Source organism: Sporofaciens sp. SGI.106 (genome assembly GCF_050314255.1).
In the GTDB taxonomy this organism is placed as follows: domain Bacteria; phylum Bacillota; class Clostridia; order Lachnospirales; family Lachnospiraceae; genus Claveliimonas.
The window spans coordinates 252,663-275,869 of the sequence record NZ_JBNPMZ010000001.1; the positions used below are offsets into that span (position 1 = coordinate 252,663).

The following is a 23,207-nucleotide window of genomic DNA, read 5'->3' on the forward strand; positions in this document are numbered from 1 at the left end:
TCAATTTATCTATAAGCATTCTTCGTATGCACCGTAAGCTGTGGATACGGAATCTCAATATCTTCATCATTCAGCGCAAGCTTAATATCCTCCAGAAGCTGCCATCTGGTTTCCCAGTAATCTTCCGTCTTCACCCAGGCGCGAACCCCTATCACAACCGCGCTGTCCGCCAGGTCGTCCACAAAAATCAGCACCTCATCCTCCGTATTAATTCTAGGTTCTTCATCAAGCACATGACGGATCACCTGCTTTGCTTTTCTCAGATCTGAATCGTACGAAATGGATATTTTCAGATCCACTCTCCGCTCATCCTTCGCTGTGACATTGGTCAGACTGTTATTGGTAAGCATCGCATTGGGAATGATGATTGTTTTGTTATCTATGGTTGTAAGCTTTGTATAAAACATCTGAATCTCTTTGACTGTTCCTTCATTTTTGTGATTATCTTCTATAATATAATCACCCACTACAAACGGCTTCAACAGCAGAATCAGCATACCGCCTGCAAAATTGGAAAGGCTCCCCTGCAGTGCCAGACCTACAGCCACACCTGCAGAAGCAATCAAAGCCGCCACAGATGCCGTATCCACACCAAATTTTGTTGCAATCGTGAAGATCAGAATAGCATACATACTGAATTTCAAAAAAGAATCTATAAACTGGGCTGCACCCGTATCTACACTGGAACGATTCAGCGCTGTTCTCACCAGTTTCCTTGTCCATTTAATTAAGAAACGGCCAATCAGAAAAATAATAATTGCTAATATAACCTTAAATCCGAAAGTAATCAGTGATTCCTTACTATTCTGAATTTGCTGCATAAAAGCATTGATCTCCTGTACAGTTTCCTGCGTTGCTTCTGTCATTTCTGTCGTATCCATCAAATTCCTCCTGTTCTACAGCTGTTTTTTCAGCGAAAGGAATGCGCTCAAGTTTCCTCTCTCCCATCCGGTCACCCGATGAGAGAATAAGATTTCCGGATTACAGCAGGTACATACATTACTGATTGCCATATGTTCCGGTAGGATTCCCGCATCCAGAAAATTGTATTCATTTGCTTTCCAGAGATTCAACTGATATTTTCCGTTCTCTTTCTGATAAAACAAGTCTTTCCAGTATTCTTCTCTGTAATTCTTTCGGAATTCATCTATGACGTCTTCGCTGACTTCATAGCACTCCTGGCAGATAGAAGGTCCTACTGCCGCACGAATATCCTCCGGCCTGCACCCATATTCCTTCTGCATCCTTTCAATGGTCACATTTGCCATTTTGTGAACGGTTCCTCTCCATCCGGAATGGCTGAGCCCTATTGCCTTTTTTACCGGATCTACAAAGTAGAGAGGAACACAGTCTGCATAAAAGGTAACCAGACACACTTCCGGCACATTTGTTATCATTCCATCCGTTTCCGGAAGGCTTTTCCCTCTGTCTGCCTCTGTCACTACTGACACATTCGTAGTATGGGTCTGTTGGGTGTAAACCATGTTTTCCGGCTTCACACCAATTGCCGCTGCAATCCGCCTTCTGTTCTCATCCACTGCTTCCGGATCATCTCCCCTGTGAATGCTGATATTCATTGAGGAACAGTACCCCTTGCTGACACCTCCAAGACGGGTAGAAAACCCGTGATTAACAACTCCTGTTTTCTCTAACAATGGGTATTTTAAAAAAGGAACACCGTTTACCACACATTCCTCAAAAATATGTTCCTGATTTTTATACTTCAATCCAAGATTCATGCGTATCCTCCTGTCATTAATTATCCGATATAATCAAAAGCATTTTGAACCAGTTTAATGCTCTCTTCTCCGGCTTTCCCACTGATTCCCACAACATCAAAACGGCAGGGATCATCAAATAATCCCTGCTTTGTGACATAATACAGAGCACATTTCGATAATACCTGCTGTTTTTTTCTATCCACCGCTTCCAGCGGATCTCCCTTGCATAAGCTGCTTCGATACTTCACTTCGCAGAACACCAGATAACTTCCATCTTTTGCTATGATGTCTATCTCACCAAAACGGCACCGGTAATTATACTCAAGAATCTGATACCCTTTCTTCTCAAGATAATTACCTGCCATTTGTTCATAACGTCCGCCTGTACTTCTTTTATTCTCCAATTACTATCCCCTTTATCCTGTCCCCTAATTATGAGCAAGCTCATGTAGGCTTAGACCTTTTGACCCTGGTATCATACATACTTATGTATAAAACTCATACGGTGAATCGGCGTCGGCCCAAGCTCCTTCAACGCCTCAATATGCTCTCTGGTTCCATATCCTTTATTGCTTGCGAATCCATATCCCGGCAGTACTTCATCGTACTCAACCATCAGACGATCCCTTGTCACTTTGGCAATAATACTTGCCGCAGCTATGGATACGCTCTTGGCATCACCTTTAATAATCGGAACCTGAACAATCTCTACATCAGGAATTGTCACCGCATCATTAAGAAGGATATCCGGCTTTATGCTAAGATTTGAAATAGCCATCCGCATAGCCTCGTAGGTTGCCTGAAGAATATTGATTTCGTCAATTCTCTGCGGGCTGACCATCCCGATTCCGGTTGCGATCGCTTTCTCCATAATCTCGTCATAGAGTACTTCCCGTTTCTTCTCAGAAATCTTTTTGGAATCGTTCAGATACAAAATCTGACTGTCCTCCGGAAGAATAACTGCGCCGGCCACTACCGGACCGGCAAAAGGTCCTCTTCCAACCTCGTCAATTCCACACACAACTCCGTATTCCCGGTATTTCTCCTCATAGGCACTCATACCTGCAAGTCTTAACAGCTCTTTTTCCAGCTTCTCCTGCTTTTTTCTCTGCTTTTCTTCTTCCCGTTTATTCATTCTTCTGCCTGCATCCGCTACCTGTTTTCTGGACCTTCCTTCCGTTACATGGACATCCGATCCTTATCAACCGTCTACTTTTCGGAAATCTCCTTCTTCTCATCGGTCTTTTGATTATCAGAACTGGCACTCCTCCCTGAAGCGTCCTGATTTTCTGAAGTATCCTGGTTACCAGAAGCATCCTTTCCTTCCTGATTCTTTCTGTTATCCCGTCCTCTTCCTTTTCCGTGACCATGCCTGAAATTATTCTGCCTGTTAGCATAAGCATACTTATCCAGCTCTGCTTCCGTAATAATTAAATTGGTGAATTCTTTTCCATCAATCATTTTTCTGACAATATCATACTGCTGGATAAAATATTCAATCGCTTTATTCAGCAGAGCAACGTTCTCATTTTCTTTTTCAAGCATTCTCTGACCCGGATATTTCTTCTCTCCTGACAATCCATGGCTCACCTTATTTCTTACATCTCCGATGTAATAGTATGAGAATAACAGCTCTTCCAGAGCCGCCTTATCTTCTACCAGAGAACATGCCTTTACAAGCTTCGGATGCGGTTTATCAAGCTGTCCAACTCTAAGCTGCGCATAATCCTGCAATACCTTTGTAGAAGACTGTCTGTAATTCATCAGAAATCTGCCATAAAACTTAATAAAGAAATGATTAAGATCTCTGAATTTATAACGATCCTTTGGCTGAGTTCTCCAGTACTCGTTGGCAAACGCCTTCATCATCGCATCCTTTTCCTCTGCATTGCTGGCATAGAACAGGACTCCTCGTTTTACAAAATCTGTTGGTATACGTGACTCAATCATCGTGAGAGTCTGCTGATAAAATTTCTTGCGGTAAGCCCACTTAATCAGCTCCAGAACATCGATTTCACCGGTTCCGTCATCCTCCAGCAGACTTCCGTAATCACGGCTGATTCCTTCCTCCATAATCGCAAGAATACTGCTGTCCATATCGTCGCCATAAGATTTATTCGGATCAGCAAATACCTTCCGAAGTTCCTGAATTCCATATTCCAGATCTGTAAGATTACAAAGAGAAATACCATCGTCAATATAACCCATAGCTCTTATCAGTTTTTCAACATGAGGATTTTCAATATCACGATCCTCCCAGAACTGACGGATCATACCAACCTTACCATACTGAATAAAGGCATTCATTCCCGCAAGGAGGTTATTAATCTCATACTGTCTGATATCATTCGATATAATACCAGCAAGCCGGGAAGGAATGTATTCTGTAGTCAGAATCTGACGAATACGTATTCTCTTGTTCCACTCATTATTCAAAATTGACAATATGACAACCATAGTGGCATCATTAGAACGGTCCAGTCCCTGTGTATCTATGTACAGATTAATAATCTCATCTTCTGACCCAAGCAGTGCATGAATGATCTGAATCATATTCTGAATATCTACGGTACCGTCATTTTTCTTCTGTGTAGGAATAAAAGAAATCTGAAGGTTCTCATTTGATTCCAGGGCACGAAACTTAAACGAATCGCTCATTTTGGAATAAATATAACGCTTCATCCACGGAATCAGTTCTTCCTTTTTCTCCGTTATTCTGCTGCACAGCTCTTCATAGCTTTCCGGATCGTTCTGTAAACGATGGAACAGCATATCGGTTCTTCTTCTTCCTGTATTTTTCCCGAATTCCGCATGAAACCGATTATATATCTCAATAGCTTCTGCTTTATCTTCCTCAGATATATCTTCCAGACTTTCATACTCCTCCAGATCAATGCTTTCCAGATACTCTGCCATACGATAACGGAACAGTCCATACTCAGAAAGCTGCTTGGGATCAGCCATGTAGAAATCAATTCCTTCCCCCAAAGGCATCTTTCTCTGCACATCCTCTTCATCGTAGGTTGCACCGGAACCGATGACTATCATCTCATCAATGTGTTCCTTTGACAGGATATACTTTGCACCTGCTTCTGCCTGAATCATTCCGTCACAATATCTGGTAACACCGCCTTCTTCATGGCAGAAATATAAATGCTCATTGGAAGCATTCGCATTTCCAAGAGATACCAGCATAATGTTTTTTTCTTTCTTTTTCATTTTCTTTCTCCTATGTTTAAAATGACGTTCTCCTGCTGTTTATATCTTCTTCTGCGTCCATTTTCCCGAAAAATATCTTGCTCCGAACAGTAGCAGCTGGACAAACTGTGTTAAAAAGATACTGCACCATACACCGGTAATTCCCATATGCAGTGGCCACATAAACAAATAAGTCAATATTGGCTGTACAAGGGTAATACCGATTGCGGATGCAACAAGTGTATACCTTACATCTCCGGCTCCGCGCAGGATTCCGTTAAAGATAATCTTGCAGATCTGTATTGGCATGATAAGCGCAATAAACCGGAAGATGATCACTCCCATTTCAACCATCTCTTCCTGAGGGAAGAACATGGTGAATATCTGTTTTCCAAATAAGAGCATGATCACTGATGTGGTAATCGACATGACAAATCCTATCTTCTGCGTGGTCTTACCAAACATCTTAGCTTTATTCACATCTTTTTCTCCAAGACTTCTGCCAATCAGTGCAACAGCCGCAATCTGCATACCATCTCCAAATGCAAATCCAAGGTTCATGAAATTCATACCAACCTGATGGGCTGCAAATGGATTCGTTCCAAGTCTGGCTGTCATCATACCCGTTATCATGAATCCCACTCTGGTAAGCAGAAGCTCACACAGAATATTTCCTCCCACATTGGAAAGGTCTTTCACTGCCACAGATGTAGGTTTAACCTTTTCACTCTTTATGTAGGAAACACTGATATAACTGTCTTTTCTGAACAGTGACAGAATACTCATGATACAGGCAATGACCGTTCCGATCACAGTTGCAATCGCAGCACCGGCCACTCCCAGTGCCGGAAATCCCCAGTGTCCCTGAATCAAAAGATAGTTAAAAAAGATGTTTACCAGGTTTGAAGTAATATTGGTGTACATGGATATTTTGGTATTACCGCTTCCTCTCTGTGCTGCATTAATATACAGAGACACCGTATTAAAAAGCATACCTCCCATAATGATGCGGAAGTATACAACTGCCGGTTCTGTAGTATCTGCCTGACTGCCACAGATGATCATAATTGGTCTTGCAAATATCACGCACAGAATACTCAAAATAACTCCTGCTATAATAATATAATGTAATCCCGCAGAAAACAAGGCATTTGCTTCTTTTCTTAAACCGGCTCCTTTTCTTCTGGCAATCAGTGCTGAAATAGCAATATTAACAGCAAAAAACATCACCAATACAAAATATTTAGGCTGTCCTGTGATTCCTGCTGCTGAGACAGCATACTGTCCCAATGGGGAAAGCATTTTGGTATCCACCATTCCAACCAATGCTACAAATACACTTTCCAATACTGCCGGCCAGGCAATATCAAGCGTCTCCATAAGCGGAGTCATCTGTTTCTTTTCTTTACTCATGTTTTATCACTCCTATTTTATCTATAGGAAAAATCCGAACCCATGCCCGTCCGAGAAGCTCATCTCTCTGCAAAACACCAACGCTTGCTTCTCTGCTGTCCGCGCTGTGATTCCGGTTATCACCCAGTACAAAGTATTCATTTTCTCCAAGGGTAATTGGCTCTGCCGCAATTCCCGGCGAATCCATCACTTCCGCCCCATAGATATCACTCTCCAACAACTGCCCATTGATATATACATATCCGCCTATTACCTGAACCGTCTCTCCCGGAAGCCCGATAATTCTCTTAATATAAAATGTATTTTCTTCATATCGATAAGGAAATACGATAATATCAAATCGTTCCGGATCCTTAAAACGATAGGTAATCTTGTCCACGATCAGGTTGTCACCATGACTCAGTGTCGGCTCCATGGAATGACCGCTCACACTGGTTCTCTGTCCCACATAAGTAACAATCAGGTAAGTCAGACCAACGATAATAACAATATACACCAGCCACCCCATCAGTTCGCGAAACACTCCTGGTTCTTTTTCATCTGAATGTCTTGTCATATACTCAGCCCCTTTCTATTTTTCCGGATATTCAAGCGTCAGCCTTCCAAGTCTTCCGTTCCGGAAATCATCCAGCAGAAGCGCTGCAGCTTTCTCTGTATCCAGTTCATTTCCTCTCACCAGGCAATGGCGGCTTTCTGCAATTGCCTTCAGGCATTCATAGGAATCACCTGCTTCTTCTATATCGTATTTATCTGCCAGAACCCCAGGATAACTGTTTTTTGCAAATGTGATAAAATCCGCCGCAAGCTCTTCCACATTCAGAATCTCATCCTTAATGGAACCTATAAAAGCCAGTTTCAGTCCCACGCTCTGATCCTCAAACTTGGGCCAGAGAATTCCCGGTGTATCCAGAAGTTCCACATTTTTATTCAGACGGATCCACTGTTTCCCTTTTGTGACTCCGGGTTTATTTCCTGTCTTTGCACAGGCCTTCCCCGCAAGTGCATTAATAAATGTGGATTTGCCTACATTAGGTATTCCTACAACCATGGCGCGCACCGGACGATTCAGAATTCCTCTCTTGCGGTCTCTCTCCATCTTCTCTTTGCAGGCTTCCTGGATAACAGACTGAATAGATTTCACCCCGCCGCCTTTTTTTGAATTAACCTTTACACAGGAAAATCCTTTTTCCTTAAAATATGCAATCCACTCATCGTTCCATTTATCTTCTGCCAGATCTGCCTTATTCAAAAGAATAAGCCTGGATTTATTGCGGCCCAGCTCATCAATATCCGGATTCCTGCTGCTCATGGGAATACGGGCATCTACAAGCTCAATCACAAGGTCAATTAATTTTATATTTTCCTGCATCATACGCTTCGCCTTTGTCATATGACCAGGATACCACTGAAAATGCATATACTTCTCCTTTAAAACTCTAATCTTTTATCAATCCAAAATGCTTCTGAGGAGAGAGAACAAACCAGACTTTTCCATAGATGTATGAACGTTTTACATTGCCCACATCCGCCATACGGCTGTCTTCACTGTTTGCCCTGTTATCTCCCAACACAAAATATTCATCACCTGACAATTCCATCTTTTCTTTCACAATTCCTACATCCTTTATCTCAGTAGTTGCGTAATCCTCTGTCAGTTTTTCTCCGTTTATGTAAATTTCTCCCTCGAGGAACTCCACGGTTTCCCCCGGCAGACCAATAATTCTCTTAATGTAATAATGGGAATTTTCATTTCCCTTTGGTTTAAACACGATAATATCACCGCGTTTCGGCGCACTCGCATTGTAAATAATGCGGTTCACCAGTGTCACATCACCATTATAAAGGACAGGATTCATAGAATCTCCTACAGTGCTGACTTTCTGTCCAAAATACCACACGAACACAAACGCAAAAAGGCATACGATTGCAATCTTAAGAAGCCAGGTTGCAGCAGATGTAAGCATGGGCCATCGGAATACCTTCTTCTTTTTTTTGGGGACTTTCGCCACGCCTGACTTACGTGTATTTCTTTTCTTTTTGAAAAATGCTTTCTTCATATAGCTTACCTTAAATCAACAAAAGGGACAAGTACTTTATGTATTTGTCCCTTCCTCACTCTTACTATTTTACTAATTCTTTTACTTTTGCTGCTTTACCAACACGCTGTCTTAAGTAGTTCAGTTTTGCTCTTCTTACTTTACCTTTACGTACAACCTCAACTTTTTCAACGTTTGGTGAGTGTAACGGCCATGTCTTCTCAACACCTACACCGTTAGAACTCTTTCTTACTGTAAATGTAGCTCTTGTGCTTCCACCCTGTTTCTTAAGAACGGTACCTTCAAAAACCTGAATTCTCTCGCGGTTACCCTCTTTGATCTTTCCATATACTTTTACAGTATCGCCAACATTAAACTGTGGCACATTCTCTTTGAGCTGTTCAGCTTCAATACTCTTAATAATATCGTTCATTGTGTTCCTCCTTATAATTCGGACGTTCTTAATACATTCTTCTGTACCAGAGGACCATCTCTTTTTCTTCACAACACATCATATTCTACCATAGTGTTTGCTGATTTGCAAGCATTTTATTTATTCTATATCAGCTTTATTATCAGTTTTGACACATTCCTCCATACAGGATCTCGCAAGTTCCTTTTCCTTTGGAGAAAGATTAGCTCCATCAAGAAGATCCGGGCGGTTTTTCGCAGTTCTGATAATCGACTGCTCCCTTCTCCATTTCTCAATGTTCGCATGATGACCGGACATCAGCACCGGTGGAACCTGCTTATCATGCCAAATCTCAGGTCTGGAATACTGGGGATATTCCAATAGATTATCCTGAAAGCTTTCAAACTCTGCCGATACATCATTATGAAGTACTCCCGGCACGAGTCTGGAAATCGCATCTACCATAACCATGGCAGGAAGCTCTCCACCGGTCAGAACGTAATCGCCGATGGACACATAATCCGTCACGATTTCTTCCAGGACGCGCTCATCGATTCCTTCGTAATGACCGCACAGAAGAATCAGATCCTCCTCCTGCGCAAATTCTTCCGCCATAGCCTGATTGAAGGTCTTTCCCTGCGGAGACAGATAAACCACTCTTGTTTTCCTGCTCTGTCTTTCATCATTTTCTCCGGAAGCTTCCCGTTCTTCCATCCGGCGTTCCTCGATCTGTTCCTGAATCGCTTTCCATGTAAGAAATACAGGTTCTGCCTGCATCAGCATTCCCGCACCCCCGCCGTAAGGATAATCATCTACACTCTGATGTTTGTTAAAAGCATAATCCCTGATATTGACCGCCTCGATAGACAGTAATCCTTTTTCGATTGCTCTTCCTGTAATACTGGTCTTAAGCCCCTGCATCACCATTTCCGGAAACAGTGTCATAATATGAAAATTCATCTCTGTTCTTCTCCTATATCTTTCCTTTTCAAACACTTTGCCGGTTTGAACTTATATCAGCCCATCCATCAGATGAATAACCATCCGGTCAGCCTCCACATCCACCGACAGAATACACTGCTTAATTGCCGGCACAAGAATCTCTCCATGGTCATCTGAATCAATGATATAGACGTCATTCGCTCCCGTTTCCATTACATCCTTAAGCGTTCCAAATCTTGCTCCATCCTCGGTATAAACACTCATACCAAGCATATCCGCAATGTAATACTCATCCTCTTCAAGAGGAACTGCATCCTTTCGTTCCACGAACAGGCTTCTTCCTTTATACTTTTCAATATCATTTATATTATCAATCCCTTTGAATTTCAGGATTACAAACTGTTTAAAAAATTTAACCCCCTGAATCTCAAGGAGCATCTGTTCTTTTCCTGTATCCAGATATACCTGTTTCAGCTTTTTAAAACGGGTTGCATCATCCGTTGTAGGAAATACCTTTACTTCCCCACGGACACCATGTGTAGAGGAAATTACCCCTACCTGCAGTCTGTCTTCCATTTATGCATTATCTCCTTATTTTTAAAAATCCGCCGGAGGCTCTACCCTTTCAGGATAAAAAACAAAAGTTGCTGAAGCATATCTGCTTACAACAACTCCCATTTTTCAGCAATTAACCGGCGATATCAACTACCACCTTTTTATCTTCCTTCGCAGCTGCAGCTTTTACAACAGAACGGATGGCTTTTGCAATGCGGCCCTGTTTGCCGATTACCTTACCCATATCGGATTCAGCCACCTTCACTTCCACAACAGTTGTGCGGCCTTCCTGTCTCTCAGTAACTACAACGCTGTCCGGATCATCTACCAATGCTTTCGCAATGACTTCGACTAAATCTTTCATCATGCACACCTCCCGGCGCAAAATTATTTTTCAATGCCAGCTGCCTTAAAAATCTTGCCAACAACTTCTGTAGGCTGTGCACCATTGCTTAACCATTTCTTAGCTGCTTCCTCATCAACTGAGAATACGCTTGGATCCTGATTCGGATCATAAGTTCCAATCTCCTCGATGAATTTTCCATCTCTTGGGGAACGGGAATCAGCTACAACGATTCTATAGAAAGGAGCCTTCTTCTGTCCCATTCTTTTTAATCTGATCTTTACTGCCATTTTATTTCACCTCCGTGTTTATTCTTCCTTTAATAATTTATGTTAAAAAGGTAATCTGAATTTTCCCTTTTTACCACCTTTACCCATCATCTTCATCATCTTCTTCATGCTCTCGAACTGCTTCACCATACGGTTCACCTCGCTGATATCAACGCCTGCCCCTTTCGCAATCCTGTGCTTTCTTGATGGATTTAATAAATCAGGATTTCTTCTCTCCTCCGGTGTCATCGAATAAATCATGGCTTCCATTCTCGCCATATTTTTCTCTGCCTGGTCCGCCTGGTCGTCATCAATCTTCAGATTCTTACCACCCATGGCCCCCATGCCCGGAAGCATATTCATAATACTGGAAAGACCACCCATATTCTTCATCTGCTGTGTACTTTCCAGGAAATCCTCAAAATCGAACTGAGCCTTTTTTAACTTCTGGCTCATCTTCTTTGCCTTTTCCTCATCGATCTCAGCTTCTGCCTTCTCAATGAGAGACAACACATCTCCCATACCCAGGATACGGGATGCCATACGATCCGGATGGAACTGTTCCAAATCCGAGAGCTTCTCTCCCATACCAACATAGAGAATCGGTTTTCCAGTCACTGCTTTTACTGACAGCGCCGCACCACCTCTGGTGTCACCGTCAAGCTTGGTGACGATGACTCCATCAATCCCAACCTTCTCATTGAACTCTGCCGCAACATTGACAGCATCCTGTCCTGTCATGGCATCAATGACCAGTATGGTCTGATGAACAGTTACAGCCTCTTTAATCTCCTGAAGCTCTCCCATCATATCCTCATCAATATGAAGACGTCCGGCCGTATCCAGAATCACCAGATTATTGCCGTTCTTCTGGGCATGCTCCAATGCTGCCCTGGCAATATTTGCCGGCTTATGGCTGTCACCCATGGAAAACACTTCCACTCCCTGCTTCTCACCATTGACCTGGAGCTGTTTGATTGCCGCCGGACGGTAAACGTCACATGCAACCAGAAGTGGTTTTTTCCCTTTTAGTTTATATTTACCCGCCAGTTTTGCGGTGGTAGTTGTCTTACCAGCACCCTGAAGACCTGCCATCATGATTACGGTTATGGCACTTCCGGGCTGGAGCTTAATCTCCGTTGTCTCAGAGCCCATCAGCTTCACAAGCTCTTCGTTTACAATCTTGATTACCATCTGACCCGGATTCAGACCATTCATCACGTCCTGTCCGATGGCACGCTCCTGGACATTCTTAATGAAGTCTTTAACAATCTTAAAGTTAACATCCGCTGCGAGAAGTGCTCTCTTAACCTCTTTCAGAGCTTCTTTTACATCTTCCTCGGTCAGACGTCCCTTACTTCTCAGATTTTTAAAAATGTTCTGAAGCTTTTCTGTCAAACTGTCAAAAGCCATTCTATAACTCCTCTATAATTTCATCTGATATTTTCCGGATATCAGCTACCAGCTTACCGGCGTTATCTCCGGCAGCTTCATACTCATCCAGAATTCGATTAATATCATGAAGCTTTCCCTTAATTGCGAGAAACTTTTCAACCAGATGCAGCTTATCCTCATATCCCTGAAGTGTACGGTTGCATCTTTTGATCAAATCATGTACTCCCTGCCTGCTGATTCCCGCATCCCCGGCGATCTCACCCAGAGACAAATCCTCCAGAATGAACTGTTCATATATCTCTTTCTGATGGCTCGTCAGCAGTTCTCCGTAGAAATCATACAACAAAGCCTGTTCCAAAATTTCATTCATCATTTCTCACCTGTGTCATCATATACCAAAAAAGAATGGGTGTCAAGTGTTTTTTCTTTACACCTTTATTTTTTTCACACACTTCTTTCTCCTGCATACTATGTACTGTAAAACAAAACACTTTATTGGAGGCAATTTTATGAGCGATTTATCAACAAACTGCGGATGCGGATGTGACAACGGAAACTACGGAGGACGCGGACGCGACTGTGACTGCGACAACAGATGGAATAACAGATGTGGTTGCGGCTTTGGAAATAACAGCTGTATCTGGATCATCATTTTATTATTCTGTTGCGGTGGCTTCGGCCATGGCGGATGCGGACGCAGAGACTGTGGATGTAATGACAGCTGTATCTGGATTATTCTCCTGTTAATCTTCTGCGGTGGCTTCGGCAATGACGACTGTGGATGTGGATGCGGATGCTAATGACTTGCAGCCTGAACCTGTAACTGAATATCTTCTGACAGGCAGCTTCAGCCTGCCTGATTCGCGGAGGCGGGGATTTTCACATTCCCCGCCTTATTCTTTCATAACAAATTCAGTTTCTTCATATATATAGTTACAACGCTGCTTACAGGTGGAATTATATGGAACGACGTCCCCCTCTTCCCATGACTCCCTTTGACTCCATGGTAACTACACCAGGATTACAGATGATGAAACTAATGCTTCCCTATCTTCCATCTGCTTTCAGGCGTATGCTTGCTTTCTATATAAAGTTCACTGAACTAAATAACACGATTCACATCTTTTTTTCACAAAATGGTTCTTCAACCGGAAAAGATATGCCTTTTGAGAAACACCAAATATCCCCTTCTGACATTCTGGAAGATCTTCGCCCATATATGGAGGAATCTGATGCCAATATGATGGACTCCATCCTTTCTGCCATGAACATGATGGAAATGATGAAAGGAATGGATTTTTCTGGTATGGATCTGTCCAACTTTGCCGGACAGGGTGATATGTCTCAGATGATGGAGATGATGAATCTCTTTCAGAATAATAACGAAGAAAGAAATAATGATTGTGCAGACAGGAGTGACGAACATGAACGAATGGATGAACAACCCACAAATGCAGAACCTGGATCCTATTAAACTGGAGTTAATCAAAACAGCGGCTGCTCAGACCCTCGGAAAGAGCGGAAACTCTCTCGCAACCGTCATGATGGCTCTTATTACCTCTGCCAATAAAAAAGGTATCCAGTTTACTCCGGATGAAGTTTCTCTGATTCTGGAAATCCTGAAAGAAGGAAAATCTCCTCAGGAGCAAAGACAGATTGACAATATGGTCCATATGGTGACCACTTATATGAAACAGGGGAAAAGTGGTCAAAAAAGGTGAAGAAGGGCCTAAAACCCTTCTTCCCTACGCATTTTACGCACTTCTCTTCTTCGTTTTCCGTTCTCCCATTCCTGCCTCTCTTCTTCTGTCTCCAGAATCAGCTGAGGAACCGGAGTCGGTTTGTCATTGCCATCTAATGCGACAATTGTAAAATAGGCACAATTGATCAGAGTTCTCTCTCCGTCAGGACGCTCTACAAAGGACTCTACCCTCACTTCCATAGAAGTATTTCCCACATAAGTCATCTGTCCCTTAATAACAATTACATCATTCTGATACGCTCCCTTTAAAAAACGAAGATTGTCCACAGATGCAGTGATTACATTGGTTCTGGTGTGGCGCTTTGCCGTCAGTGCCGCTATCTCATCCATCCACTGCATCAAAACACCTCCAAAGAGACGGCTTGCAGCATTCAGGTGATTGGGTCTTACAATATGCACCGTTTCCGTAACAGATTCCGATACTTTTCGCTTTTCTATTCTCATTTAAATTTTATCCTCCAATCTCTACTCACTATGCTTTACAGTATACCAAATTATCTGCTATACTAAAACTGCTTTTAGAAAAAGGAGTGTTACATTATGAGAAATATTAAACTTACAATAGAATATGACGGAAGCCGTTACCAGGGCTGGACAAGGCTGGGAAAAAATGAGTCTTCCAATACCATTTCCAATAAAATTCTGGAAGTGATCCGCAAAATGACCGGAGAAGATGTTGAACTGTTCTGCGGGGCACGCACCGAAGTAGGTGTACATGCTTATGCACAGGTTGCCAACTTTAAAACTCTAAGCAATATCCCGGAGATGGATATCCAGCACTATCTGAACCGCTATCTTCCGATGGATATTGCCATCACCAGCGTAGAGGAAGTGCCGGAGCGCTTTCATGCCCAGTTAAATGCAAAGTCCAAAATCTACATCTACCGAATGACTGTCAGTGATGTACCAAGCGTGTTTGATCGCAGACACACTTACCACTGTTTCCGTCGTCCGGACGAGGCAGCGATGAAGCAGGCTGCAATCCTTCTGACCGGTAAACATGATTTTAAGAATTTTTCTACGGTAAAACAGAACAAATCTACGGAAAAAGAAATCTATGAGATTGATATTTACGGAGATATGGAAGAAATGCAGATAACGATTCATGCCAATGATTTTCTGCATAACATGCAGCGCCTTATTATCGGCACGCTTATTGATATCGGTCTGGGAAAACGAAGAAAAGAAGATATTGAAGGAATCTTTGCAGGAACAGAAGATCCGGGAGAACCCTGTGATCCAAAAGGTCTTTATTTGCAGGAAGTCCGCTATGAATAGCGTCAGAAAAGGGACGGTTCTCTGTCCTGCTAGAATAAGCAGGACAGAGAACCGTCCCCTTTCTGAAAACTTTTCTAATCTTCCGCCTCTGCCTGTACAGTGTATGTCTGGCGCTTTCTTGCCATCTCATCGCTTTCCAGATACTCATCATAAGTTGTAATCTTATCAATCAGCTTACCACCCGGAACAATCTCCATGATACGGTTTGCCGTAGTCTGCACGATCTGGTGGTCACGGGAACTGAACAATAATACTCCCGGGAATTTGATCATACCATTATTCAATGCAGTGATAGATTCCATATCCAGATGATTGGTTGGCTCATCCAGAAGAAGCACGTTCGCACCGGAGATCATCATTTTGGAAAGCATGCAGCGAACCTTCTCTCCTCCGGATAACACCTTGATTCTCTTCACACCGTCATCTCCGGAGAAAAGCATTCTTCCCAGGAATCCACGTACATATGTTACATCTTTGATTTCTGAATACTGGGTCAGCCACTCAACGATAGTATAGTCGTTAGCAAATTCAGCACTGCTGTCCAGCGGGAAATAAGCCTGAGATGTAGTAACCCCCCATTTATAGGTTCCCTCATCCGGTTCCATCTCACCCATGAGAATCTGGAAAAGAGTCGTCTTTGCAAGTTCATTACTTCCTACAAATGCCACTTTATCATCACGGTTCAATGTAAAGGAAATGTTATCCAGGACTTTTTCACCGTCAATCGTCTTACTAAGCCCTTCCACGGTCAGAACCTCATTTCCAATCTCACGATCCGGTCGGAAATCAATGTATGGATATTTACGGCTGGATGGCTGGATATCATCCAGCTGAATCTTCTCCAGCGCACGCTTTCTGGAAGTTGCCTGCTTGGATTTGGAAGCATTGGCACTGAACCTGGAGATAAACTCCTGTAATTCCTTAATCTTCTCTTCCTTTTTCTTATTCGCTTCTTTCATCTGGCGGATCAGCAGCTGACTGGACTCATACCAGAAATCATAGTTTCCGGCGTACAGCTTAATCTTGCCATAATCAATATCCGCGATCTGAGTACATACCTTATTCAGAAAATAACGGTCATGAGACACTACAATAACCGTATTGTCAAAATTAATCAGGAACTCTTCCAGCCATGCAATGGCATCCAGATCCAAATGGTTGGTAGGCTCATCCAGAAGCAGAATATCCGGATTGCCGAACAGTGCCTGCGCAAGGAGGACTTTTACCTTTTCCGGACCGTTTAAATCCTTCACCAGTTTATAGTGCATCTCATTGTCAATTCCCAGACCATTCAGCAAAGTAGCAGCATCAGATTCGGCCTCCCACCCGTTCATGGTTGCAAATTCAGCCTCCAGCTCGCTGGCTTTCATTCCGTCTTCGTCGGTAAAGTCCTCTTTTGCATAGATGACCTCTTTTTCCTTCATAATCTCATAAAGACGTGCATTTCCCATAATAACCGTATCTAAAACAGGAAATTCATCATACTTAAAGTGGTCCTGCTGCAAAAATGAGAGACGCTCTCCCGGAGTGATGATTACCTCTCCTTTTGTCGGCTCCAGCTGACCGGATAATATCTTAAGAAATGTAGATTTACCGGCTCCGTTGGCACCAATGAGACCGTAGCAGTTCCCTTCTGTGAATTTAATATTTACATCTTCAAATAAAGCTTTTTTGCCCACACGCAATGTGACATTATTTGTACTAATCATTCGACAGGATTCTCCTTTATTTTTCCATCTTCTTTGATAAACTATATTTGCCGTAGCTTATCTTAACAAAAAATATTGGAAATAGCAAGCCATCTGGCGTATAATGAGGGATGAAAGTGAGGAGAGATTTATGGAAAAAGCAACGATGGTACTGGAAGGCGGAGCCACCAGAGGAGTATTTACCTCAGGAGTACTGGATTACCTGATGGAACAGGATTTCTACACTTCACGTGTGATTGGTGTATCTGCCGGAAGCTGCAACGCAGTGGATTACGTATCGAAACAACCGGGAAGAACAAGGGACTGCATGATCCACAAAGAAAAAGAGTACAATTACTACTATGGATTTACCAAATTTATAAAAGAGAAAAGTCTTCTGGATATGGATATGGTATTTGATAAATATCCAAATGAATTATTTCCATTTGATTATGACACTTATTTTGCTTCAGAGATGGAATGTGAGATTGTCACCACCAACTGTGAGACTGGAAAAGCAGAATACATGACAGAACACGGTGACAGAAGCAGGCTGATGAAGCTGTGCCGGGCCTCCAGCAGTATGCCTCTGATTTCACCAATCGTCAATATTGACGGTGTACCTTATCTGGATGGCGGTCTTGCCGACTCCATTCCGATTCACCGCGCCGTTGAACTGGGAAATAAAAAAGTCATTCTGGTACTCACCAGAAATCCCGGATACCGCAAGAAACAGCTTTCCAGGGCCAGTGTCCGGGTTTATCAGAAGGCATATTCCAAATATCCGAATCTGGTAAGAAGTATTGTAAGTCGCAATCGTAATTACAATCGGACTATGGAAATTCTGGAACGTCTCGAAGCGGAAAATAAGATTTTTGTACTCCGCCCACTGGTTCCGACAGTTTCCAGACTCGAGAAAGATTATGATAATCTGATGAATTTTTATAAACATGGATATAACCTGATGAAAAAACAGTACGGAGAGCTTCAGAGATATTTAGAAAAATAAAAACAGGAGGACAATTATGCACGTATATGAACATCACCTTTCCACTAAAGGACCACAGCAGATGACCAAGATTACCAGCTTTATTCGGGAAGATATAAAGAAAAGCGGTGTGCAGGAAGGAATTGCGGTTGTATTTTCTCCTCATACTACAGCCGGATTTACCATTAATGAAAATGCTGACCCGGATGTGGTAAGGGACATGCTGTATGGATATGAAAAGGTATTCCCTACACATGCAGAGTATTATCGTCATGCAGAAGGAAATTCCCATGCTCATATGAAGACTACACTTGTAGGACCATCCCAGACAATCATTATACATAATGGAGAAATTCTCTTTGGCATCTGGCAGGATTTATACTTCTGCGAATTCGACGGCCCGAGAAGCAGGAGATTTTACGTAAAAATCCTGGAGGGCTAAAAAACAGAATAAATGAAACTATGAGAAAAACGGTACCCATCCTGATATTTTTCAGTACAGGTACCGTTTTATATTATCTGATTTTAACGGATTTTTTCCGGGAATCCAACCTTCTTCTGCACCTTGCGCAGAGTCTTATTCGCATAATATCCTGCTTTTTCTGCATTTTCCTTGATAATTCCATCAATATATGCCTTATCTTTATTCAGGCGTGCCACTTCTTCCTGCAGTGGGCGAAGTACTGATACGACAGATTCTCCAACTGCCAGCTTGAATTCTCCGTATCCCTTTCCGTCGAATTCCTTTACAACCTCATCCGGTGTCTTTCCGGTACATACACTGTAAATATCGATCAGATTCTTTACTCCCGGCTGTTCATCGCGGTACAGAATCTGAGCCTCAGAATCTGTAACGGCACGCTTGCACTTGCGCATAATGGTATCCGGATCATCCATCAGATAGATGCTTGCATTCGGATTCTCGTCAGATTTGGACATTTTCTTCGTCGGATCCTGAAGGCTCATGATTTTCGCTCCCACTTTTCCGATATATGCCTCAGGAATCGTAAATACATCACCGTAAATGTTATTAAAGCGCTCTGCTATATCGCGGGTCAGTTCCAGATGCTGCATCTGGTCGATTCCTACCGGAACCACGTCTGCCTGATAAAGCAGAATATCTGCAGCCATCAGAACCGGATAGGTAAAGAGACCTGCATTAATATTATCGGCATGTTTTGCAGCCTTATCCTTGAACTGGGTCATGCGGTTCAGCTCTCCCATATAGGTAAAGCAATTGAGAATCCATGCCAGTTCCGCATGGCCGGATACATGTGACTGATAATAAATACAGTTTTTCTTAGGATCAAGTCCTGCTGCAATATATAATGTAAGAAGTGCTCTCGCACGTTTTCTCAGTGTAGCCGGATCCTGACGCACAGTAATGGAATGCATATCTACCACACTGTAAAAGCATTCATATTCATCACTTAATGTCACCCAGTTCTTCAATGCTCCAAGGTAATTACCAAGTGTCAGATTACCTGTTGCCTGCATTCCGCTGAATAATACTTTCTTTCCATCAATCATTTCATTTTCCTCCAATATTTATTGAATGACCTGCCTGTTATTCTTTCCAGTCTGCCACTTCATCCGTATAATACACTACATTCTCAGACAAGATTACCGGGTGCCCGCAAGTAATAGAAACCTCTGTTACCGCACAGTTCTTATGTACTCCGATTCCCCAGTAATCTGAAATATCCAGATTCTTTATATTGTTAAGAAGACCTGCCAGAGCTGCCCCGTGAGTGGTAATTAATATCGTACTGTCCTGATAATCAGGGTTATGATATAATTCCTGCAGAAATTCTCCCGTCCTCTTCTTTACATCATAAAAGCTCTCTCCTCCCGGTGGAGTCAGATAATGAGCCGGATCCGTAAAAAATCTTCTGAATTCCTCCGGAAGATTCCACCCGTCCTTCGAGCAGCATTTACCTTCATAATCACCAAATGCCATCTCCTCTATTCTCGCATCTTCTATCACAGGAACATCTCTTCCCTCAAGAATAATCCCGGCTGTCTCCTTCGCCCTTCCAAGAGGACTTGTGAAACACAGATCAAACGAAATATCCTTAAGCCCCTTCGCAGTTTCTCTCGCCAGATGTCTTCCAAATTCATTCAATGGAATATCTACCTGTCCCTGAATACGCCTTTCTTTATTCCAGTCGGTCTCGCCATGCCGTACCATATATAATTTCATTGTCTTATGTACCTCCCGTCTTTGTGCCGTTTATCCATCTGCACTCAACGTACCATGATAGTATAGCACATCTTCTTCCATTTTTCATAGATATATTGTCAAAAAAGTGTTACAATATTTGAGAAGGTCTGTTCCTTCTAATTTAAATAATAAAGGAGTTATATTATGGAAAAAATAACCAGCTTTACCATAGACCATTTAAAACTGATTCCCGGTGTCTATGTTTCCCGCATAGATTATGCCGGAGGACATCCCATCACGACCTTTGATATCCGCATGACCAGTCCCAATGACGAACCCGTCATGAACACGGCAGAGGTGCATACCATCGAACATCTGGGGGCTACATTCCTTCGCAACCATAAGGAATTTGGTGATAAAACCATCTATTTTGGACCTATGGGATGCCGAACAGGATTCTATCTGCTTTTATCCGGCAATTATGAATCCAGAGAAATCATTCCACTTATGAAAGAGATGTTTGCTTTTATCGCAGAGTTTGAAGGTGAGGTGCCGGGTGCCAGCGCGAAAGACTGCGGAAATTATCTGGATATGAACCTTCCCATGGCAAAACATCTGGCCTCCCGCTTCCTCAGAGAAGTACTGGAAGATATTACTGATGAACGTCTGATTTATCCTGAATAAAAGGAAGAAAAGGAAGGGGACGGTTCTATGTCCTGCCTTGTCAGCAGACAGACAGGACATAGAACCGTCCCCTTATTTTCTCCTTCGGAAAATCTTCCTGTCATTTTTCAATATAACCTTCCGGATATACTCAAATGTAGCATCCTCTCCTTTTTCCGCCAGCATTTCCAGCAGATGTCTCAGAAGAGCCGCTGTATCTTTATGAACCATAGGGCCAAGCTTAGCCGCCCCCTTCTCATAATACTCCAAAGGATGATCGTCTCTGTAATTTTCCTTCTGATAGGTCTTGGAAGCAGCTACCCGATCCATGAACATCTCCACCACATATTTAGTGGGCATCTTCATTCCTACAATTCCTTCATTCGGCCCAAGGCCATAATCAATCCAGTATTCATAGTGATGCTTGTTGCGCCCCTTATGATGCAGCCATGCTGAAGAATAACCAATATCCTCCCTCTCTGCATTATTCGGGCTTCTGTTTCCCTGATAATACCTGCAACCCACCAGAAATTCTGTCGGACTATATTTCGACATGTCATGCAGAAGTCCTTGTTTATAGAGTCCCACACGGAAACATGATTTCATAACTAAGTATTTATGATGATTAATCGTGCAAAAGTGTCGCCACGCCTTCATTTTCTGCCTCCAACTCTTTTTTACCTGTCAGCACTGCTATCGTTCTGTCTTTCACCTCAAGCTCTCTCTGATTCTCAACCAGACAAGGCTCTTCTAAAAAACCTTCCTCTGTCGAAGCAACCAGATACCACTTCCTTCCTCCGCCCAAAAACGGAAGGGCAAATACATGCTCCAGCCAGTGCATATTATAAATCACATAAGTATCTTCATCCCCTGCGGATTTACCACAATAAAACACCCCAAGTTGTCTGCTGGACCGCTCCGATGGTGTCTTCCATGCTTCTCTGCCATGGTAGGACACGTCCGGAATACCACAGCCAATTCTGTCTTTTCCCGTCAATTCCTGCTTCTGGCAGAATATCGGATGATTCTTTCGAAATACGATCAACTGCTTCAGGAATCCATACAATTCCTTCTCTTTATCCAGCAACCGCCAGTCCAGCCATCCTGTCAGGTTATCCTGACAATACACATTATTATTACCTTTCTGCGTATTACCAAACTCATCACCTGCCAGAATACATGGAACTCCCTGTGCCAAAAGCAACAGGAACAGGGCATTTTTCATCTGTGAAGAGCGAAGTTTTTTTATGTCCTTTTTCCGACTCTCCCCTTCCATTCCACAGTTCCAGCTAAAATTATAGTCTTCTCCATCCCGGTTTTTCTCACCGTTCGCCTCATTGTGCTTCTCGTTGTAAGACACCAGATCACGAAGGGTAAATCCATTCTGTCCGGTAATATCATTGAAAATCGTACCATCTCCGCGATATTTCAGCCAATGCATTACATCCGGCACCATTCCCTCATCTCCTTTGAGGAAACGTCTCATTACATTACGAAATTCGTTTTGATGTTTCAGGATCCTGGCGCTTTTTAATACAGGATCAGATAAAAGCATACTCATAGGAGCTACATCCGGATTCAGAATAAATCCATCCACATGATACTCCAACCGATAATAACGCAGACAATCCACCATCATCATTTCCGGAACATCCCGCTCAAAAGGCATCTCAAAAACGACCTCTATTCCGGCTTTGTGACATGACTTTATCATATCTTTTAATTCAATATCCGCATCCTTTCCCGATGCATAAGCACTCTTTGGTGCAAAATAACTGGCAGGTCCATATCCCCAGTAATTAATCTTCTGTCCACATTCCTCAAACTCATATACCGGCATACAGTGAATCTGATTAATGCCAAGCTCTTTCAAATATGGTATCTTTTCCACAATTCCTGCAAAAGTTCCCTTATACTCTGCCCGGGACGATGAATGTCTGGTAAATCCTCGTACATGAAGACTGTAAGCCACAATCTGATGCCATGGAAGTTTTAATGGGCGATCTCCCTCCCAGTCAAAATCCGTATCAGGTATCCTTCCCCTTACTTCATGCTTGTCCACATCAACAGGATGATTCCACTTTTCATGACCCGAAACTTTTCTTACAAATGGATCAACTATAATCTGATCCTCTACTCTGAAATTATATTCATACTGCTTTGGATCCATCCCTTCTACCGTCAGAAAACGCACTTCTCCTTCCGCATCTTCTTCCGGCATCTCATAAACAACACAAGGGGTTTTCCTGCCTTTTTTATACAAGAGAAGCTGACAATCCTTTCCCCCCGGTACTGCAATTGAAAAATTCATTCCGTTATTTTGCTTCCATGCTCCTAACGGTAGTGGTTGTCCCTTCTTTCTTTTCATATTCTGCCCCTC

General features: G+C 42.7%; 28 protein-coding genes and 1 pseudogene. 7 read left to right on the plus strand and 22 right to left on the minus strand.

Going from position 1 to position 23,207, the window contains the following annotated elements; genetic code table 11:
• Window positions 1–5: 5 nt before the first annotated feature.
• The 16 genes and pseudogenes from ACQRCC_RS01255 to ylxM all read right to left on the minus strand — a co-directional run bounded on the left by ACQRCC_RS01255 (window position 6) and on the right by ylxM (window position 12,654).
• The gene (locus ACQRCC_RS01255) at window positions 6–881 is read right to left on the minus strand and encodes a mechanosensitive ion channel family protein (RefSeq protein WP_427848990.1); all 876 of its coding nucleotides are present in this window, start codon (window positions 879–881) and stop codon (window positions 6–8) included.
• Between the two features lie 15 nt (window positions 882–896).
• Window positions 897–1,739: a peptidoglycan editing factor PgeF gene (gene pgeF / locus ACQRCC_RS01260; RefSeq protein ID WP_427848991.1), complete on the minus strand. Its 843-nt coding sequence runs from the start codon at window positions 1,737–1,739 to the stop codon at window positions 897–899.
• A gap of 20 nt (window positions 1,740–1,759) precedes the next feature.
• A complete protein-coding gene (locus ACQRCC_RS01265) occupies window positions 1,760–2,125 on the minus strand; it encodes a YraN family protein (RefSeq protein ID WP_427848992.1) in 366 nt (121 codons plus the stop codon).
• 71 nt (window positions 2,126–2,196) lie between these two features.
• A pseudogene (locus ACQRCC_RS01270) lies at window positions 2,197–2,859 on the minus strand (ribonuclease HII); the annotation flags it as partial.
• Window positions 2,860–2,930: 71 nt separating this feature from the next.
• Window positions 2,931–4,940, minus strand: a complete 2,010-nt coding sequence (locus tag ACQRCC_RS01275; RefSeq protein ID WP_427848993.1) for a hypothetical protein — start codon at window positions 4,938–4,940, stop codon at window positions 2,931–2,933.
• A 39-nt stretch (window positions 4,941–4,979) separates the two neighbouring features.
• Window positions 4,980–6,332 carry an MATE family efflux transporter gene (locus ACQRCC_RS01280; protein ID WP_427848994.1) on the minus strand — a complete coding sequence of 451 codons (1,353 nt, stop codon included), beginning with the start codon at window positions 6,330–6,332 and terminating at the stop codon, window positions 4,980–4,982.
• Window positions 6,325–6,888, minus strand: a complete 564-nt coding sequence (lepB, locus tag ACQRCC_RS01285; RefSeq protein ID WP_427848995.1) for a signal peptidase I — start codon at window positions 6,886–6,888, stop codon at window positions 6,325–6,327. The genes ACQRCC_RS01280 and lepB (ACQRCC_RS01285) overlap by 8 nt, the downstream gene beginning before the upstream one ends.
• 15 nt (window positions 6,889–6,903) lie before the next feature.
• On the minus strand, window positions 6,904–7,749 hold the full coding sequence (gene ylqF, locus ACQRCC_RS01290) for a ribosome biogenesis GTPase YlqF (RefSeq protein ID WP_427848996.1): 846 nt from the start codon (window positions 7,747–7,749) through the stop codon (window positions 6,904–6,906).
• Window positions 7,750–7,768: 19 nt separating this feature from the next.
• Entirely contained in the window at window positions 7,769–8,296 is a 528-nt protein-coding gene (gene lepB, locus ACQRCC_RS01295; protein WP_427849092.1) for a signal peptidase I, read from the minus strand.
• Between the two features lie 157 nt (window positions 8,297–8,453).
• Window positions 8,454–8,801: a 50S ribosomal protein L19 gene (rplS, locus tag ACQRCC_RS01300; RefSeq protein ID WP_427848997.1), complete on the minus strand. Its 348-nt coding sequence runs from the start codon at window positions 8,799–8,801 to the stop codon at window positions 8,454–8,456.
• A 120-nt stretch (window positions 8,802–8,921) separates the two neighbouring features.
• On the minus strand, window positions 8,922–9,740 hold the full coding sequence (trmD, locus tag ACQRCC_RS01305; RefSeq protein ID WP_427848998.1) for a tRNA (guanosine(37)-N1)-methyltransferase TrmD: 819 nt from the start codon (window positions 9,738–9,740) through the stop codon (window positions 8,922–8,924).
• Window positions 9,741–9,791: 51 nt separating this feature from the next.
• A complete protein-coding gene (rimM, locus tag ACQRCC_RS01310) occupies window positions 9,792–10,298 on the minus strand; it encodes a ribosome maturation factor RimM (RefSeq protein WP_427848999.1) in 507 nt (168 codons plus the stop codon).
• A gap of 112 nt (window positions 10,299–10,410) precedes the next feature.
• Entirely contained in the window at window positions 10,411–10,641 is a 231-nt protein-coding gene (locus ACQRCC_RS01315) for a KH domain-containing protein (RefSeq protein WP_427849093.1), read from the minus strand.
• A 23-nt stretch (window positions 10,642–10,664) separates the two neighbouring features.
• Window positions 10,665–10,910 carry a 30S ribosomal protein S16 gene (gene rpsP / locus ACQRCC_RS01320; protein WP_427849000.1) on the minus strand — a complete coding sequence of 82 codons (246 nt, stop codon included), beginning with the start codon at window positions 10,908–10,910 and terminating at the stop codon, window positions 10,665–10,667.
• A 42-nt stretch (window positions 10,911–10,952) separates the two neighbouring features.
• Complete coding sequence (ffh, locus tag ACQRCC_RS01325; protein ID WP_427849001.1) at window positions 10,953–12,302, minus strand: signal recognition particle protein; 1,350 nt, start codon at window positions 12,300–12,302, stop codon at window positions 10,953–10,955.
• Between the two features lies 1 nt (window position 12,303).
• Window positions 12,304–12,654, minus strand: a complete 351-nt coding sequence (gene ylxM, locus ACQRCC_RS01330) for a YlxM family DNA-binding protein (RefSeq protein ID WP_427849094.1) — start codon at window positions 12,652–12,654, stop codon at window positions 12,304–12,306.
• Window positions 12,655–12,793: 139 nt separating this feature from the next.
• Here ylxM and ACQRCC_RS01335 point away from each other — a divergent pair, with 139 nt between their 5' ends.
• From ACQRCC_RS01335 to ACQRCC_RS01345, 3 genes are all read left to right on the plus strand, one after another.
• A complete protein-coding gene (locus tag ACQRCC_RS01335; RefSeq protein WP_427849002.1) occupies window positions 12,794–13,084 on the plus strand; it encodes a chorion class high-cysteine HCB protein 13 in 291 nt (96 codons plus the stop codon).
• Between the two features lie 161 nt (window positions 13,085–13,245).
• Window positions 13,246–13,758, plus strand: a complete 513-nt coding sequence (locus ACQRCC_RS01340; RefSeq protein ID WP_427849003.1) for a hypothetical protein — start codon at window positions 13,246–13,248, stop codon at window positions 13,756–13,758.
• Window positions 13,709–14,005: a hypothetical protein gene (locus ACQRCC_RS01345; RefSeq protein ID WP_427849004.1), complete on the plus strand. Its 297-nt coding sequence runs from the start codon at window positions 13,709–13,711 to the stop codon at window positions 14,003–14,005. Before ACQRCC_RS01340 ends, ACQRCC_RS01345 begins: the two co-directional genes overlap by 50 nt.
• A gap of 8 nt (window positions 14,006–14,013) precedes the next feature.
• Here the strand turns inward: ACQRCC_RS01345 and ACQRCC_RS01350 are convergent, their stop codons facing one another.
• Entirely contained in the window at window positions 14,014–14,490 is a 477-nt protein-coding gene (locus ACQRCC_RS01350; RefSeq protein ID WP_427849005.1) for an acyl-CoA thioesterase, read from the minus strand.
• A gap of 96 nt (window positions 14,491–14,586) precedes the next feature.
• On the opposite strand from ACQRCC_RS01350, the gene truA reads away from it, so the two are divergent.
• Window positions 14,587–15,324: a tRNA pseudouridine(38-40) synthase TruA gene (truA, locus tag ACQRCC_RS01355; protein WP_427849006.1), complete on the plus strand. Its 738-nt coding sequence runs from the start codon at window positions 14,587–14,589 to the stop codon at window positions 15,322–15,324.
• A gap of 74 nt (window positions 15,325–15,398) precedes the next feature.
• On the opposite strand, the gene ACQRCC_RS01360 is transcribed toward truA, so the two are convergent.
• Entirely contained in the window at window positions 15,399–17,033 is a 1,635-nt protein-coding gene (locus tag ACQRCC_RS01360) for an ABC-F family ATP-binding cassette domain-containing protein (protein WP_427849007.1), read from the minus strand.
• Window positions 17,034–17,163: 130 nt separating this feature from the next.
• Here ACQRCC_RS01360 and ACQRCC_RS01365 point away from each other — a divergent pair, with 130 nt between their 5' ends.
• Both ACQRCC_RS01365 and ACQRCC_RS01370 read left to right on the plus strand, forming a co-directional pair.
• Window positions 17,164–18,021, plus strand: a complete 858-nt coding sequence (locus ACQRCC_RS01365; protein WP_427849008.1) for a patatin-like phospholipase family protein — start codon at window positions 17,164–17,166, stop codon at window positions 18,019–18,021.
• 16 nt (window positions 18,022–18,037) lie between these two features.
• Window positions 18,038–18,442, plus strand: coding sequence for a secondary thiamine-phosphate synthase enzyme YjbQ (locus ACQRCC_RS01370; RefSeq protein WP_427849009.1), 405 nt, complete (start codon window positions 18,038–18,040; stop codon window positions 18,440–18,442).
• Window positions 18,443–18,525: 83 nt separating this feature from the next.
• Here ACQRCC_RS01370 and trpS read toward each other — a convergent pair whose 3' ends face one another.
• Entirely contained in the window at window positions 18,526–19,530 is a 1,005-nt protein-coding gene (gene trpS, locus ACQRCC_RS01375) for a tryptophan--tRNA ligase (RefSeq protein ID WP_427849010.1), read from the minus strand.
• A gap of 37 nt (window positions 19,531–19,567) precedes the next feature.
• Window positions 19,568–20,203, minus strand: a complete 636-nt coding sequence (locus ACQRCC_RS01380; RefSeq protein ID WP_427849011.1) for a histidine phosphatase family protein — start codon at window positions 20,201–20,203, stop codon at window positions 19,568–19,570.
• 165 nt (window positions 20,204–20,368) lie between these two features.
• Between ACQRCC_RS01380 and ACQRCC_RS01385 the strand changes: the two genes are divergently transcribed.
• Window positions 20,369–20,848, plus strand: a complete 480-nt coding sequence (locus ACQRCC_RS01385; RefSeq protein ID WP_427849012.1) for an S-ribosylhomocysteine lyase — start codon at window positions 20,369–20,371, stop codon at window positions 20,846–20,848.
• A 72-nt stretch (window positions 20,849–20,920) separates the two neighbouring features.
• On the opposite strand, the gene ACQRCC_RS01390 is transcribed toward ACQRCC_RS01385, so the two are convergent.
• A complete protein-coding gene (locus ACQRCC_RS01390) occupies window positions 20,921–21,484 on the minus strand; it encodes a DUF5662 family protein (RefSeq protein ID WP_427849013.1) in 564 nt (187 codons plus the stop codon).
• The gene (locus tag ACQRCC_RS01395; RefSeq protein ID WP_427849014.1) at window positions 21,453–23,195 is read right to left on the minus strand and encodes an alpha-amylase family glycosyl hydrolase; all 1,743 of its coding nucleotides are present in this window, start codon (window positions 23,193–23,195) and stop codon (window positions 21,453–21,455) included. The genes ACQRCC_RS01390 and ACQRCC_RS01395 overlap by 32 nt, the downstream gene beginning before the upstream one ends.
• Window positions 23,196–23,207 lie beyond the last annotated feature (12 nt).

What these genes read in the sequence shown, in the direction of transcription:
- ACQRCC_RS01255 (WP_427848990.1), bottom strand. Translation starts at nt 881, where the DNA reads ATGGATACGACAGAAATGACAGAAGCAACGCAGGAAACTGTACAGGAG.
- pgeF (WP_427848991.1), bottom strand. Translation starts at nt 1,739, where the DNA reads ATGAATCTTGGATTGAAGTATAAAAATCAGGAACATATTTTTGAGGAA.
- ACQRCC_RS01275 (WP_427848993.1), bottom strand. Translation starts at nt 4,940, where the DNA reads ATGAAAAAGAAAGAAAAAAACATTATGCTGGTATCTCTTGGAAATGCG.
- ACQRCC_RS01280 (WP_427848994.1), bottom strand. Translation starts at nt 6,332, where the DNA reads ATGAGTAAAGAAAAGAAACAGATGACTCCGCTTATGGAGACGCTTGAT.
- lepB (WP_427848995.1), bottom strand. Translation starts at nt 6,888, where the DNA reads ATGACAAGACATTCAGATGAAAAAGAACCAGGAGTGTTTCGCGAACTG.
- ylqF (WP_427848996.1), bottom strand. Translation starts at nt 7,749, where the DNA reads ATGCATTTTCAGTGGTATCCTGGTCATATGACAAAGGCGAAGCGTATG.
- lepB (WP_427849092.1), bottom strand. Translation starts at nt 8,296, where the DNA reads ATGCTTACATCTGCTGCAACCTGGCTTCTTAAGATTGCAATCGTATGC.
- rplS (WP_427848997.1), bottom strand. Translation starts at nt 8,801, where the DNA reads ATGAACGATATTATTAAGAGTATTGAAGCTGAACAGCTCAAAGAGAAT.
- trmD (WP_427848998.1), bottom strand. Translation starts at nt 9,740, where the DNA reads ATGAATTTTCATATTATGACACTGTTTCCGGAAATGGTGATGCAGGGG.
- rimM (WP_427848999.1), bottom strand. Translation starts at nt 10,298, where the DNA reads ATGGAAGACAGACTGCAGGTAGGGGTAATTTCCTCTACACATGGTGTC.
- ACQRCC_RS01315 (WP_427849093.1), bottom strand. Translation starts at nt 10,641, where the DNA reads ATGAAAGATTTAGTCGAAGTCATTGCGAAAGCATTGGTAGATGATCCG.
- rpsP (WP_427849000.1), bottom strand. Translation starts at nt 10,910, where the DNA reads ATGGCAGTAAAGATCAGATTAAAAAGAATGGGACAGAAGAAGGCTCCT.
- ffh (WP_427849001.1), bottom strand. Translation starts at nt 12,302, where the DNA reads ATGGCTTTTGACAGTTTGACAGAAAAGCTTCAGAACATTTTTAAAAAT.
- ylxM (WP_427849094.1), bottom strand. Translation starts at nt 12,654, where the DNA reads ATGAATGAAATTTTGGAACAGGCTTTGTTGTATGATTTCTACGGAGAA.
- ACQRCC_RS01335 (WP_427849002.1), top strand. Translation starts at nt 12,794, where the DNA reads ATGAGCGATTTATCAACAAACTGCGGATGCGGATGTGACAACGGAAAC.
- ACQRCC_RS01340 (WP_427849003.1), top strand. Translation starts at nt 13,246, where the DNA reads ATGGAACGACGTCCCCCTCTTCCCATGACTCCCTTTGACTCCATGGTA.
- ACQRCC_RS01345 (WP_427849004.1), top strand. Translation starts at nt 13,709, where the DNA reads ATGAACGAATGGATGAACAACCCACAAATGCAGAACCTGGATCCTATT.
- ACQRCC_RS01350 (WP_427849005.1), bottom strand. Translation starts at nt 14,490, where the DNA reads ATGAGAATAGAAAAGCGAAAAGTATCGGAATCTGTTACGGAAACGGTG.
- truA (WP_427849006.1), top strand. Translation starts at nt 14,587, where the DNA reads ATGAGAAATATTAAACTTACAATAGAATATGACGGAAGCCGTTACCAG.
- ACQRCC_RS01360 (WP_427849007.1), bottom strand. Translation starts at nt 17,033, where the DNA reads ATGATTAGTACAAATAATGTCACATTGCGTGTGGGCAAAAAAGCTTTA.
- ACQRCC_RS01365 (WP_427849008.1), top strand. Translation starts at nt 17,164, where the DNA reads ATGGAAAAAGCAACGATGGTACTGGAAGGCGGAGCCACCAGAGGAGTA.
- ACQRCC_RS01370 (WP_427849009.1), top strand. Translation starts at nt 18,038, where the DNA reads ATGCACGTATATGAACATCACCTTTCCACTAAAGGACCACAGCAGATG.
- trpS (WP_427849010.1), bottom strand. Translation starts at nt 19,530, where the DNA reads ATGATTGATGGAAAGAAAGTATTATTCAGCGGAATGCAGGCAACAGGT.
- ACQRCC_RS01380 (WP_427849011.1), bottom strand. Translation starts at nt 20,203, where the DNA reads ATGAAATTATATATGGTACGGCATGGCGAGACCGACTGGAATAAAGAA.
- ACQRCC_RS01385 (WP_427849012.1), top strand. Translation starts at nt 20,369, where the DNA reads ATGGAAAAAATAACCAGCTTTACCATAGACCATTTAAAACTGATTCCC.
- ACQRCC_RS01390 (WP_427849013.1), bottom strand. Translation starts at nt 21,484, where the DNA reads ATGAAGGCGTGGCGACACTTTTGCACGATTAATCATCATAAATACTTA.
- ACQRCC_RS01395 (WP_427849014.1), bottom strand. Translation starts at nt 23,195, where the DNA reads ATGAAAAGAAAGAAGGGACAACCACTACCGTTAGGAGCATGGAAGCAA.